Raw genomic sequence first — 13,835 nt, forward strand, 5'->3', positions numbered from 1 at the left:
TATCGGCTATATTTATTATATCACAAAGGCTCGAAGGGTTACTGTTCATAATAATTAGCAAGATTTCCGAGTTGTGCGATGAGAGAGGCCAGAGATAACAGTTACGAAGAGTGAAAGATTTTCACGCTCATTCCTCTTACCTTCAATATCAAGACCCCGGCGCGTGAAGGCAGAAGAGAATTACCCTCCAGGAATGTATAGATTGAAGGCATCTTTCAGGTTGGCGATTTCTACTCCCGGCATTCTGGAGAGTTTTCCCGAATCGAAGCCGAAGAATATTAGATAGACCGACTCAGGCACTCCGGTCCTTATGTAGGCGTCTTTGTTCAGCATTATCGTGTATTTGGTCTCTATCTCGGGATTTTTAAGGTAGTAGAACTTCTCTTGAGACAGACCCGGTTTGAAGTTTTTCTGGAAGTAGTATGCCGAATCGCTCGAGCTCTTTTTCATCCCTATCCAGACTTCCTTGGTGCCAGTCACGAAGACTCTGAAATAGGGTCTGTCGCTCTGATGCTGCATTTCAGTCAGTATAGCGTCTAGATCTACGCTGGTATTGGAAAGGAAATTTTTGGCCACTATGTATTTCTCTAGCGTGCCACCCCCTCCAAGCAATCTCTCTATACTGGCTAACTTGGTCTGGAAATCGGCCTCCATCTTCTCTATCTTTCTCTCGTAAGAATTCTTCAGTTCGGTCATCTCTTTCCTGACCTGCCCAACACGGTTCACTGCCATCAACGAGAAGACAAATCCAACTATCGATGCCAGTATCAGTGTCAATCCAATTATCATTGCCGGTGATTGTTTACGTCTCTTCGCCATGTTTCTACCTCTTGATTGCACAGAAGAACAGGTGCTCGGATCTTGAGAAGGTCTCTTTCTGTCTGCAATAACGATATTCCCACTCGCAGGCTTTAGAGATGTTCGACGCCAGCGAGACTTCGTTGTAGGGATAAAAGGCAATGAGAGAAGCCATATCGACTAGTTCGAAGCCGCTGGATCTTAAAATGCCGCTTATCTCTCCAGGAAAGTATACACGAGAAAGAAAGTTCTTGTTACTCACCGACCTGTCGCCTATCGGAATCTTCCTCTCGTCCAGCAACTTCTGGGCCATCGAATATTCAGCAAGGGAGAGAAAGTCCTGGAGGAAAGCCCAGGCATTATCGACACTCGCGAGGAGTTTACCACCTTTTTTGAGTACTTCACCAACTTTTTTCAAGACCTTTTCCGGCTCCACAGCATAAGAGAGCACATCCCCCATTGCCAGAACGCTATCGAAGTAAGCTTTCTCAAAAGGAAGGTTCTCTCCACCGACTTCTAGAAACTCGATCTTCAGTTCAGCCAACTCGGCCTTCATCCGGGCCACTTTCAACATCTCCCCGGCCGGATCTACGCCGATGACATCGTGCCCGTCTTCGGCCATTCTTAATGCCCATCTTCCTGTTCCGGTGCCGAGGTCGAGCACTCTGGAACGGTGAGTTATATGATCATCCACCAGCCTTTCCACTAGCATGTGGTAAAGTTGCCAGTAAGGCTCCTCGTACATGTAATCGTATCTAGTTGCGATATCGTTGTAATATTCCCACGACTCCCTCAAACCTCGCACACCTCGCACCAAATAATGAAGGATCTATATCAATCTACCGGATGCCCGAAGAACCTGCGAGCTTCGGGTCAATCCTAGTATAATACATAATCGATGAGAACAAGTCTCCGGTTGATTTCGACGGACTGAAGAGAGACCCGAGGAGATGAGCGGACAAACCGGGGAGCCTCTCCCCGGTTATTTTTCTTCTTTTAAACTGAAACCGCTCATGAAAGTCTTCTGGAATATCAAAAGCATTATGAGAGGTACTATCATGGCCGTTATCGTTCCTGCCATGATGATGTTCCATTCCGCTGCCTGGGCTTCGCTGGCCAGCAGCATCTTGATGCCGATCTGAACGACTCTCATGTCGTTGGTTGTAGTTATTATGAGGGGCCACAGATACTCGTTCCAGATGAAGTTGAACTCTATCAGAAAAAGCGCGCCCATATTGGTTTTTGAAAGAGGAAGGAGCACATTGAAGAGAAACCTCATAGGACCGGCACCATCTATTCTCGCGGCGTCCGAGAGCGATGTCGGGACGGTCATAAAGAGCTGGCGGAAGAGCAGCGTCCCCGTGGCGCTGGCAAAGAAGGGTATTGTGAGAGCGTAGTAGGTATTTATCCAGTCGAAGCTCTTCATCAGTTCGTAAGTCGGTAAAATCCTCACAGGAAGCGGAAGCATGTGTGTTATCAGTATCATGCCGAAGAAGAAGAACTTTCCCTTGAAGTCGCCGAAGTAAGTGAAGGCGAAGGCCGCCAGTATAGCGAAGCCTATCTTTCCGGTCGCCACGATGAAGGCCGTGAAACCGCTGTTTAGCATAAGTCTGCCCATGTTCACAGTCTTCCAGGCCGTCACGTAGTTCTCTATTATGTTCTTTCCAGTTGTGAAACGGGGTGGGTAGCTGTAGGACTCGGCTGCCGTGAGCGTGCTCATACTGAAGGCGTAGTAGATCGGGAACATCACCACCAATGCCATGCCGGTGAGCACCAGGTATATCACCATTTTTTTAAGATTTTTCTTCTTCATGTTTATCCATCCCCACCCGTTATCCGTAGAAGACTTTTCTTTCGGTGTATTTGAATTGGAGGACGGTCAGAATGGCGACGAAGACGAAGAGGACGACCGACTGCGCGGAAGCGAAACCGGTGTTCATGCTTATGAAACCATCCCTGTAAAGCTTATAGACCAGCAACTCGGTCGCGTCGCCCGGACCACCTTTGGTCATAATATCTATCAGTCCAAAGACATCGAAGAAGGCGTACAGCATGTTCATAATCAGAAGAAAAAAGGTCGTCGGCGAAAGGAGCGGCAGGATGATCTTGAAGAACTTCGTTACGCCGGAGGCACCGTCTATAGAGGCAGATTCCAGGAGTTCTTCGGGAATAGCCTGCAGGCCGGCCAGGTAGAAGATAATGTTGTAACCCAGCATCTTCCACGAAGCGGCTATGACAACGACCGCGAGAGCGAGGTTTCTATCGGTCATCCAGTTGATCCCTATCCCCGTGATACTTCTTATTATATAAACTATCGGACCGCTCGACGGGTTGAACATGAGCGCCCATATGGTCCCGGCGATGGCCGGTGAGATGGCGTAGGTCCAGATGAAAAAAGTCCTGTAAACGAATAGACCGCGCAGCTTCTGATTCAGTAACACGGCTATGACCGTTCCCAGCGACAGGCCGATGAGCACCACTAATACGGCGAAGATAAGGGTTATTATCAGGCTGTGCAGATAGGCTGACGATTGGAAGAGTCTGGTGAAGTTCTCGAAACCGACGAAGAACTTTCTATCGCCGAATGGAGAAACCCTGAAGAAGCTCATATATATGGACTGAACGGTCGGTACGATGAGAAAGATAATAACTATAACAATCGAGGGAGAGAGCAAGATGTACGGGAGCACTCGATTGGGAAATCTTCTCTGCATTTTTTTCTTTCACCGCCTGAAAATGGATTAAGGGGAGGGGAAAAACCCCTCCCCGTCGAAAAGCAAATCAATCACCGTATAGTTGAATGTACTCTCTCAGTATGTTGTTGCACTCTTTTGCCGCATCGTCGAGAATCCTCTTGGCTTCCTTTTCGTAATCCTTTCCCTTGTACTGAACGGCCTTTTCGACGGCTGAATCGACTACATCTCTTATCGCGACGAAGTTACCCAGTCTGACTCCCTGTGCTTCGGGTATGTTTGATCCGCTGAGTATCTGCAGGAAGGCGGTCAGGTGGTTTGGCTGAGAAGCGAACCAACCCTCATCCATGAGTAGCTTGACGGTCGTGTTGCTCGAGGGGAAGTAACCGGTGCTCTTATGCCATTGCAGAGAGACTTCGGGCCTTATTATGTACTTCAGGAATTCCCAGACAGCCTTGTTTTCAGCTTCGGACTTTCCCTTGAGAACCCATATCGTGGCGCCTCCGATAACCGAGTTTCCTCTGGGGTAACCTTCCATTCTCGGCAGGAAGGAAGTCCCGACGTTGAAAGAGGCGGTCTTCTGAATGGAACCCACCGAAGAAGTCGATTGGATCAACATGGCGACTTGCCCGGTGAGGAAAGCAGTGTTGGCGCTGTACTCCCTACCACCATAGACGAAGACCTTGTCCTGTGCCCACTTCATCCACTCGATGAAAACCTTCTGACCGAACTCTCCGTTGAATAGAACCTGCGAAGCCTTGGCCTCTCTACCGTTTTGGTTGTTGGCGTAGAACTGCGCATGAGTTGCGTGCATCTGCTCGAAGACCCATGCCGGCCAGCCGAACGAGATACCTCCCTGAGATGCGCCCGATTGTACAATCTTTTTGCCCATTTCGTACAGTTCGTCGAAGGTTGACGGTGGCTTGTTGGGGTCCAGCCCGGCCGCCGCGAAAATATCTTTATTGTAGTAGAGGATGGCAGTCGACGAGTTGAATGGCATGGAGTAGAGTTGATCGTTCACCGAGTAGTAGTTCAGGATTGGGGTGACGACGTCTCCCCAATCGAAACCCGGCTCGGCCAGCTGGTAAACTGGAAGGATAGCTCCGCTATCTAGCATGGTCTGTAGTCCGACTTCGTAAACCTGTACGATGTGGGGGTGTGTTCCAGTTCTGTAAGCTGCTATCGCTTTGGTGAGAGTTTCGGCGTAACTCCCGGTGAATTGCGCAACCACTTCGATCTCGTTCTGGCTTTCGTTGAATCCCTTGACGACATTATCAACGGCGGTGAGGTTGCTGCCACTCATCGCGTGCCAGAAAGTGATTGTTGTTTTGGAAAAAGCCACGACCGAGAGAAGAACCAGAACAACGACTAGTATCTTCTTCATGCAAATGCCTCCTTGTTGAAAAATGGAAGTACGATGGATCGCAAAATGATTATAACACCACCACTCTCGACAAAAAACCCTTCGACTCGCGCCGAAGGGTAAAAAAACCTTTTGAATACGTGAATACAGTCTATACGGTCTTTTATTTTACGCTTCTCCTGACTCTCCTGTCACCTATTCCTTCGATCATTTCCACGAAGACTCTGTCAACTACCAGAATCACGAGAAAGCAGAACCCGAAAAATTTCCTCATAATCGATCCCTCCTGAAACTTTGGATTATTTATACTCAATTCTCAAATAATTTTATATCTTAGTACATTTATACTATAGCTTGGCACAATAATTTGTGTTACGCAGATATTTAATCGATGAAAAGAAGATAATTGATTATTTTGGCTCATATATTAGATTTATTGAATTAAATACTGTGATTAGTGAATTCAGTATTTGAAATAATATCTCCAGGAATTCTCAAAAAGCAAGAAAGAGCGAATGTGTTACCGGGAAACTCGTTACAGTTGCGCAGAGGGTAACCATACCTTCAGGAAAAAACCGATCGTCTTTTATCGATATTCCGACTTCTATGGTCTATAATTTGAGCAATCTAGTCTGAACGGAGGGATTGTTTATGAGCATAGGCATAGTCACAGACAATACGTGCAACCTTAAGTCCGCTGAGATTGAGAAGCTGGGGGTATATATAGTATCGCTCTACGTCAACAGGTCCGGTAAATACACCAGAGCGCTCGATCTCGATCTCGATTCCTATTACAACGAGCTGGGGACTGTAGCGGAACTTCCGACCACTTCGCAGCCCTCTCCCCAGGATTTTATGGAGGCCTTCGACAGGGCACTACAAAACTTTGATGTTCTCGTTGTTCCTCTGATTTCAGGTAAGCTGAGCGGCACTTTCGTTTCGGCGAGCATAGCTTCCAGGGATTTCGATATGCCCGTTCACGTCATAGACACGCTGCTCACGGAAAATGGTCTGGGGATGCTTATCAGGAACCTGTCGAAAATGATCGAGGAAGGCAGTGATACAGATACTCTGGTCAAGTACGCAACCGATTTTTACAAAAAAATCCGCACGATCTTCTCCGTGGATGACCTCAATTATCTCTACAAGGGGGGTAGGATCGGAAAGGCTAAAGCCCTTATGGGAAACCTCCTGAAGATGAAACCCGTTCTCCAGATGGACGAAGGCGAACTGAAGCCCGTTGAAAACGTCAGGGGAAACAAAAAGCTCCTCCAGAGTATGGTGGATCACACTCTCAAAGGTAAGGACCCGGCCGAGCTCAAAAGGGTCGATATCGTGTACATAAAGAGAAGCGAAGATGCCACAGAGCTGAAGAGAATACTGCTTGAAAGGGTTCCAACTGTCGAGGTCGAGATCTCGTTGATCGAACCTGTTATAGGTACGCATCTCGGCCCGGAGGGGATCGGTATAATCAGCGAATGGGCATAGTCTGATCCCGAAATTTGACGGCGATTCGAGCGGAGGGGCTTTTGAAGCGCTTGAATTGCCGTTTTTTATATGGTTAACTATCAAAGACTGGGGGTGTTCAGGTGAAAACGATCGATAGAGTCGAAACAAGAAAGGGAAGGATCTACGATTTTTTACCGGGGATATACAGGCTTACAAACAACGAAAGGCTGGTCGAACACTTCAAAGAGCTTACGCCGGGCTACAGGCCCGTCGGCGAGATAGCCGAATGGGTAAGGATCACTCTCAAAAAGCTACCTGAGTCGATACTGGAAAAGATGGATCTGTACTTCAACTGGCAGACGCCGCTTGCCATGAGATTGAGTCCGATCATAAGCGAAAATGGTCTCAAAACGGTTGACGAGTTCTTGAAAGCCCTGCGGGCAGTACCCCCGGAAGATCTGCTGAGGGACTTCCTCCTGATCGGTCTCGGTCCGAGGGCCGTAGGCTTCGATGAAAGCATAATCTCGCAGATGCTTGGCGACCAACAAAAGGCGCTAGTTTTCCTGGCCAAGAAAGCCGTGCTGACACCCCATCAGAAAGCTGTCATGCTGGATTTCTTCTCCAACCCAGTTTCGATGAAAGACGATTTCGTGTATCTTCTGGAATGGTACGCCGAGCACATCTTTCCCACAATTTCCTACGACGAAGGTGCCATGGAAGAGAGCGAAAGAGATCTGATTAAAAACCTCCAGTCCAGGGGCGAGGAGTACCTTCTAAAACTCATAGACAACATGCGTTACGATGAGTTGGAAGACGGGAGGAAGATACTGCTGGCCATCTCCTATTTCGTGGAGAACGCCCAGGGCGGTGTCTTCCATCCCAGAGCGAGAAACGACCTCTTCGTCGTAGGATACAGATTCGTGAATTCAGTTCTCGAAGACGACCCACTTCGTCAGGCCGCCGCGAGGTACAGGGCTATGGGAGAACCCAGACGCATAAAGCTTTTGCGCATGCTCTTCGGGAAACGCTACACCGGCTACGACATCTCCAGAAAGTTGAAGATGTCCAACGCAGAAGTTACTGAGACCTTCAGCAATCTGGTCGCCTGCAACCTCATAAAGACCTACCGCACTCAAGAAGGAGTTTACTTCACCGCCGACCGCGATGAAGTGATCGATTTGCTGATCGGACAGCTGTCAGAAAACGACTAGAACGACCAAAGCGTCTGGAACGGTTAGCGCAGCTCCTTTCCGCCGGAACTCTCCGGTTTGTCGTACCTTTCGAACATCGGCTTGTCCAGGCTACCGTCGCTGCTATATCCAAGGATCTCCCAGTATCCTCGGTAAGTCTCATCGTCCGAAAGTTCTATTTCTTCTACCCAGCGAGCCCACTTGTAGCCCCATTTATCTTCCGCCACCACTATGAAAGGAAAGCCCTGCGCCGGGGGTAGTTTTATACCATTCAATTTATCGGCGAGTATGATGTTCCTTTCCTTAACATAATCCAAACTCAGGCTGGTAGTGTAGCCGTCTGTGGATTTGAAGATCACGTTATCCACCTCCGCTGTTGGGCCGGCCTTCTCTATGAGTTCCACGAGCGGTATCCCTTCCCAAAGCATTTTGGCGGTCCATCCCTCGACGCAGAAAAGAGTCACGACTTTCTCCATGTGTTCCAGTTCCTGAAGAGTGGAGTAACTCATCTCGTAAGGCCTTTCGACAAGTCCGCCGATCCTGAGAATGTAATTCTCTTCGTTGACGTACTGTACACCCTTTATGGAGTTCTCTCTGAAAGCGCTGAGATCATCTAGCCTGATTCCCTGGTAATCTCTCACCAGTATCTCCTGTACATCTTTTTTCGGTGAGTTGTTTATTCCAAAGACTATCACTGTAACTACGATTACGCATAAGAATATGAAAAGCAGAACCTTCACCAGTTAACACCTCCGACGACTTATCTGGTACCGTTATAATTAGACATCGATGCTTAATTTGTAGTTCGCCAGCCTGGCAAAGAAAAGCCCGGAGAAGACTCTCCGGGCAGGGTGGTAGGAGAAGAAGCCTTGTCAAGCGAAATTATGACTTCTCCAACCTTTAAAGAGTTCAGATCTAAACTTCATCTGAGCAAAATCGTCTTCATCTCAAAGGAATCGAGGATCGTCATGGCGACTCCGAACTCCTCGTTTCCGAACTCGCTATCCACATATGGATTTTGCATGGTGATCTCCAGGAACTGATTATCGGTCGGTCTCTCATCTGGCATGAAATCCACAGAATTCTGGACAACAAACCTTAAAGGGTCCTGGTTGCCGAAAAAGTAATCTATGAAATCCTGTCGCTCCTCTTCGGTGATGCCCACGGTGTAGGTCGCAATCTGGCCCGCAGAGGTATCGACCGGGACCCAGCCGTAGTTTGGCAGATAGAACTCGGCCCAGAAATGTGACCCGAGCTGGCCGGTGAATATCTGAAAGCCTCCCGGTGCCCTCGCCGGTATCCCGATGGATCTGCAGAGTGCCGAGAAGATAATGGACTGAGTTCCACAGTCTCCGTAGCCGTGTTCGAATGAGTAAACACTTTCGGGTATTCCTTCGGCCCCGATCGTAACGTGAGCCATATAACTATACAGGATGTTTTCTACGACATAATAGTATATTTTCTTCGCCTGGAGATACGGGTTCGTCTCTTCCCCAACGATGCTTCTGGCAAGCTGCTCGAACCTTTCATCGAAGTAGATACTGCCTTCCGACTTCGTGTAATCCCTATACAGTGAGCTTTCAGTATCGTAGTTTCCCACTTTTTCCGGATCTATGTCGAACTGCTGCTGGTAGTGTCTGAAGGTGAACTTCACCGAGATGTCCAGGTCTTCTTCTAGATCAGAGAGTTCGAATTCAAGAAGAACATATGCAATATCACCGTCAATTCTGGGAACCCCGACGACTGCTTCCTCTGGAGTCACTTCCAGGATATAGATGTTCTCCTGTGTGGCCGTCTGCAAAGGTAGGGGAAACCAGATCTTCAGAGAGCCCTTTTCCGGTAACAAATTTCTTTCGGTGTGTACTGTGTATTCAACAAGGTAGTCTTTGGGATTGAAATAGGGGCTAAAGTCAGGTTTGAAATTGGCGAAAGGTGTCTGCCGCGGCCCGTATTCGCTGAGAAGATATTTGACCAGCAGGGCGTTGGTGGCCGACCATTCGGGTTCTCTTTTGACCAGTTCGGGGTCGCGGGTGAAGAGATTGTGTTCAAATTCTCCAAAATACATCTCAACACCGTCAACGGTACGCCTCTGAATATCTCTATCCACTATGAATCTTCTTACGTCTTCATCACTCTTGAGCTCGGGATAGTGCTTGACTATGATCTCTTTGGCCTCTTCGAAAGTCAGCGAGAATTCGATCGCGAGTTTAATCTCATTCTGCTTTTGAAGGTATTCGTCAGATTTCTGAAGCGTGGTTCCGAGAGCCATCGTAGCTATTAGTACGAGTAAAAGAATCAGTTTCGCTTTCATAACTGTACCCCCCATCTTGTCTTTCAAGAAGACATAACACAGGTAGTATATAACTATTCATACCTATAATTCAAACAATACATGTGATCTTTCGACCCAAAGTCCAGGTTTTTGCATTAATTTTCAGTCCGGCATCACCATCGTCGATTGAGAGCTTTAAGCCAGATATATTTCCACCATCGACCGTGATAATATCTTTCTGGAGGTCGAGAAGTTATGGCTAAAAGCAGGCTATTCACGAAGAGGAAACCGCCGTCGGGATCCGTACCGGGCACCCTGAGCATAGACGAGTCCTCGCCTTTTCCGGTAATGAAGCTGATAACTTTCAATGAGAAGGAGATAGAAGAGGTCACCGTCGAAGATCCCTCATTGCTAGAGGAGCACATCTTCGAGAAGGGACGGGTAAACTGGATAGACGTTCAGGGTCTGGGCGACGAAAAAACGGTGAGAAAGCTGGGAGAGATCTTCAAGCTCCATCCACTGGCTCTGGAGGATATCACCAACGTCCCACAGATCCCGAAAATAGAGGAGTACGAAAACGGCCTTTTCATCTGTCTTCGCATGATAAGACTCGAAGAGAAGGAAGTGATCTCCGAACAGGTCAGCTTTTTCGTTGGTGAGACTTTCGTCTTGACTTTCCAGGAAAGGTATGGGGATGTTTTCGACCCAGTAAGGCAGAGGATGCGCCGTGGATCCACCATAAGGAAACTCGGCAATGACTTCACGGTTTATGCTCTTATAGATACCATCATAGACAATTACTTCCCTGTGCTCCAGGAAACTGGGAGTTCTCTGGAAGCACTCGAGGATGAGATGATCCTCAAAATCAACAAAGAAAAACTCCAGAAACTTTACGAACTCAAGCATGGTCTCGCCGAACTGAAGAGAATTCTCTGGCCGACAAGGGACGCGATAGGTCAGCTGGCGAGAAATGAAAACCGTTATATAGATGGGAAGACGGCACTGTATTTTCGAGATGTGTACGATCATGTCATACAGTCCATAGATATGCTCGACCTTTACAGGGAACTGGCCTCCGAGCTCATGAACGTTTATCTTTCTTCCATGAGCAACAGAATGAACGAAATCATGAAAGTCCTCACCATAATTTCCACGATCTTCATACCGCTTTCCTTCGTGGCCGGTGTTTATGGAATGAACTTCCGCTTCATGCCGGAACTTGAGCTGAAATGGGCCTATCCGATCGTACTGGGAGCGATGGTCGCCATCGCCGGAGCCATGCTGTACTTCTTCCATAAAAAAGGCTGGTTCAGGAAAGATTGAAGCGATATCAAGATATATGTAAGTGCCGATCATTCCTAACTGTGCAGTGTTTCATCTTTCTAATTGTTCACCGAGTATGAAAACGATCCTCTCTACGAATTCGATTACCTTACTTTCGATCTGTCTCATCAGTTCTCCGGGATTATCGAAATCTGGTTGTTCAGAAAGGGTGGATTCAATTATGGAATCCACTCCCGGAGAGACCCGCGACAGTTTGTACCCCCCTGTGCCTTTGTTGGTGAACAATTCAATGTATTCAGCCTGGATCTTTCTGTTGTTCCCACCCAGCCAGACTTCGAAACTGTTCGGCTCATGCAAATACACAACGGCGATTTTCAACTTCCTGCTCTTCAAATTGGAGGGTGTAAATGCGAAGTATGTCATGTCCATATAACCGTAGTATAGAGCACCGGTTGTATAGTCCGGATTCTTTTCCTCCAGGTATGTTCTCAGATTGGACATGAAGGACATTATTTCTCTATATGCTTTCTGAATCCTTCCTTTGCTTAACTGGTTATTGTATTCCCGTACAAGATCGTTCAGCGATTCCACAGCCCTACTCCTCTTTCCAGCGGTATTTTTTGTTCTTACGCAGAGTTTCAAGGTCACAATTCAAGCAAAGTCCGTTATGACAGCATATAATGCCGCCACACTCGTTGCAGAGCCATTTTATCTCTTCCTCTTTCAAAAACAGCTCTACGGAATTGTCGCGGATGAACTCAAGGTTCTCTATCATGCTCATATGATATTTCGTGCGATAGCGCTTATCCAGCGTCTTCAATCGTTTACAGGGAAAAACTTCACATTCATGGCAGAAGCGGATCTTTCCCTTCGCAAGCAGCTCGCACTGATCGCCCATGTGGATGCAATTCTCCCCCCTCGGGATACAGCCGGGACAGTACTTTTTGTGAAATCCCTGCCTTTTCAAGTCGTTTTTCATCGACTGATAACTGATGCACAGACTGCAATTCATACCGCATGGAGCGATTAACTGCTCTTCCATACGCCACCTCTTTTAGCCATCATCTATTGAGCCGACCCTGTACAAATCTTTTGATAGATCATACCATTTAATAGATGCGGGCGACGAGGGGACGGAGAGGTAAGAGGTATGAAGATCAAGATCTGAGAACCTTCTCACCTCACACCTCCCACGACGAACGCTCGAGAGAGTGCGAGACGGAAGAGATTAGATCCCGACACTACGGGATGACAGTCTCACTCCCTTCACGTCGCGAAAAACGGGACAGACGCCAGGAGCCCGTCAGTCCCTATTTTCGCTCTCGCCTTCTCATGAGCAAAGAGAGCTCTAAACGCTCTTTCTCGTGTTTTTACCGACAATCCACAACGCACAACCCACTCTGCCCTGGCCCGGTTTTCTAGTATCAATTTCGGACGATCTATTGCCTCCTGAGAATCGGATAATAGAGATCAAACTGGACAGCAGATTCATCGAACCAGTCCGGGGAAATTATCTCTTCCAGACACTGATGTCTTCCGGCACAATACTCATCGTTACTTTCGACCCACCGGGATATCGCCTTCCAGTTCTCCGCTATGTCGTGAAGGTGGGTGCTGATTACAGCATAGAGTCCGCCGGAGAAATCCTTCATTCCCACCCCGCCAGAAGGCTCCGTTTCCTGAGTAACTGTCAACCAGACTTCGTAACCGTACTCTTCGCTTTCAGGAGAAGGCGAAGGATTGTTGAACCCGAAGTTTCTTGTTGAGAAGAGATCTAACAAACCTCTTCTAGAGGCCCACTCCTCCATTACTCTCAGCACATCGTACTCGGGACTCTTCCCACTGGACCTGTAATATGCGACCCTGCACGGCTTCAATTGAACAATCCTTACATCAAGGCATTCTCTCGGGCTTCTCACTTTTTCTTCCTCCTCGTAAGATCTTACCTGTTGTTGCCTATCTTCTTCACTATGATGGAGTTCGGCCATTATATCCGAAAGCTTTACGCCGACACCGCTGTCGAGATGTACAAGAAGTTTTTCTATTCTGGATCTCTCACGACTGATAGTATTACTTTCATCCAGCAAAGTTTCCAGCCTGTTGACCAGTGAAGTTTTGAATTTTTCCATATCGTAAATCGTAAGGACTTTTAGAATCTCCTTCATAGATAAACCAAGACTTTTCAGAAAGAGAATTTCCTCGAGCTTCTTCAGAGAGTCCTCATCGTAGTAACGGTACAGAGACTCCTCATTTCGAAAACTCTTGAGCAAGCCGATCTCTTCGTAGTATCTCAGAGTACGACAGGATACATCGAAAGCAGAAGCCACCTCGCCGATCTTCTTGATTCAGATCACCACCCCGATAGAACGAATTTAATCTGACAGAGGAGATTATACTCTTTGCCGTAACGGGAGAGTCAATACCATCAACGGTTATAATTCATTGAGAAAAAACCATTGTGTCTGCCACTTACTTCATAAAAAAGGTGTCCTCCAGACCTCTGGAGGACACCCAAGGAGGTAGACCAAATCTTTCTTTTTATGTGGATCAAGAAACAACAATCACTATAAATACTTGTTGCCTGTTTCAGAGATCAGACTTGCTAATTCCTACTTCAGCTCAACAGTTGTAGAGATGACTCCGCCTCTGGTAGAAGAGAAGGTGATCGTCGCGGTTCCAGTACCGGTTACGGTCCAGGATACCGTCTTGGATGTTTCCCAGGTCGGCGAGCCAATGTCGGTGAACGGTCTGTCGAGAGGATTCTCAGGAAGCGCACCGGCAAAGAA

13 protein-coding genes are annotated in these 13,835 nt (G+C 47.6%); 3 read left to right on the plus strand and 10 right to left on the minus strand.

Features of this window, described 5'->3' with window-relative positions:
- Window positions 1-180 precede the first annotated feature (180 nt).
- From PKX57_RS02850 to PKX57_RS02870, 5 genes are all read right to left on the minus strand, one after another.
- Window positions 181-819 (minus strand): hypothetical protein, encoded by a 639-nt coding sequence (locus PKX57_RS02850; protein ID WP_214048733.1) that lies wholly within the window; start codon window positions 817-819, stop codon window positions 181-183.
- A gap of 4 nt (window positions 820-823) precedes the next feature.
- Complete coding sequence (locus PKX57_RS02855; protein WP_472412745.1) at window positions 824-1,594, minus strand: class I SAM-dependent methyltransferase; 771 nt, start codon at window positions 1,592-1,594, stop codon at window positions 824-826.
- 186 nt (window positions 1,595-1,780) lie between these two features.
- The gene (locus tag PKX57_RS02860; protein ID WP_213920792.1) at window positions 1,781-2,611 is read right to left on the minus strand and encodes an ABC transporter permease subunit; all 831 of its coding nucleotides are present in this window, start codon (window positions 2,609-2,611) and stop codon (window positions 1,781-1,783) included.
- Window positions 2,612-2,630: 19 nt separating this feature from the next.
- Entirely contained in the window at window positions 2,631-3,512 is an 882-nt protein-coding gene (locus PKX57_RS02865; RefSeq protein ID WP_214048734.1) for an ABC transporter permease subunit, read from the minus strand.
- Between the two features lie 67 nt (window positions 3,513-3,579).
- Complete coding sequence (locus tag PKX57_RS02870) at window positions 3,580-4,875, minus strand: ABC transporter substrate-binding protein (RefSeq protein WP_472415962.1); 1,296 nt, start codon at window positions 4,873-4,875, stop codon at window positions 3,580-3,582.
- Between the two features lie 630 nt (window positions 4,876-5,505).
- Between PKX57_RS02870 and PKX57_RS02875 the strand changes: the two genes are divergently transcribed.
- Window positions 5,506-6,342 carry a DegV family protein gene (locus PKX57_RS02875; RefSeq protein ID WP_213922107.1) on the plus strand — a complete coding sequence of 279 codons (837 nt, stop codon included), beginning with the start codon at window positions 5,506-5,508 and terminating at the stop codon, window positions 6,340-6,342.
- A gap of 101 nt (window positions 6,343-6,443) precedes the next feature.
- Window positions 6,444-7,514, plus strand: coding sequence for a winged helix-turn-helix domain-containing protein (locus tag PKX57_RS02880; RefSeq protein ID WP_213922108.1), 1,071 nt, complete (start codon window positions 6,444-6,446; stop codon window positions 7,512-7,514).
- Window positions 7,515-7,537: 23 nt separating this feature from the next.
- On the opposite strand, the gene PKX57_RS02885 is transcribed toward PKX57_RS02880, so the two are convergent.
- Together PKX57_RS02885 and PKX57_RS02890 are read right to left on the minus strand one after the other, a co-directional pair.
- A complete protein-coding gene (locus PKX57_RS02885; RefSeq protein ID WP_213922109.1) occupies window positions 7,538-8,233 on the minus strand; it encodes a molybdopterin-dependent oxidoreductase in 696 nt (231 codons plus the stop codon).
- Between the two features lie 182 nt (window positions 8,234-8,415).
- Window positions 8,416-9,804 carry a transglutaminase-like domain-containing protein gene (locus PKX57_RS02890; protein WP_472415964.1) on the minus strand — a complete coding sequence of 463 codons (1,389 nt, stop codon included), beginning with the start codon at window positions 9,802-9,804 and terminating at the stop codon, window positions 8,416-8,418.
- A 216-nt stretch (window positions 9,805-10,020) separates the two neighbouring features.
- Here PKX57_RS02890 and corA point away from each other — a divergent pair, with 216 nt between their 5' ends.
- The gene (gene corA, locus PKX57_RS02895) at window positions 10,021-11,088 is read left to right on the plus strand and encodes a magnesium/cobalt transporter CorA (protein ID WP_472415966.1); all 1,068 of its coding nucleotides are present in this window, start codon (window positions 10,021-10,023) and stop codon (window positions 11,086-11,088) included.
- A gap of 51 nt (window positions 11,089-11,139) precedes the next feature.
- On the opposite strand, the gene PKX57_RS02900 is transcribed toward corA, so the two are convergent.
- The 3 genes from PKX57_RS02900 to PKX57_RS02910 form a co-directional block, all read right to left on the minus strand.
- The gene (locus PKX57_RS02900) at window positions 11,140-11,640 is read right to left on the minus strand and encodes a DUF7000 family protein (RefSeq protein WP_472414791.1); all 501 of its coding nucleotides are present in this window, start codon (window positions 11,638-11,640) and stop codon (window positions 11,140-11,142) included.
- A 4-nt stretch (window positions 11,641-11,644) separates the two neighbouring features.
- The gene (locus PKX57_RS02905; protein ID WP_472415968.1) at window positions 11,645-12,091 is read right to left on the minus strand and encodes a DUF3795 domain-containing protein; all 447 of its coding nucleotides are present in this window, start codon (window positions 12,089-12,091) and stop codon (window positions 11,645-11,647) included.
- 397 nt (window positions 12,092-12,488) lie between these two features.
- Window positions 12,489-13,376, minus strand: coding sequence for an effector binding domain-containing protein (locus tag PKX57_RS02910; protein WP_472414790.1), 888 nt, complete (start codon window positions 13,374-13,376; stop codon window positions 12,489-12,491).
- Window positions 13,377-13,835 lie beyond the last annotated feature (459 nt).

The organism is Mesotoga sp. (assembly GCF_035363035.1).
In the GTDB taxonomy this organism is placed as follows: domain Bacteria; phylum Thermotogota; class Thermotogae; order Petrotogales; family Kosmotogaceae; genus Mesotoga.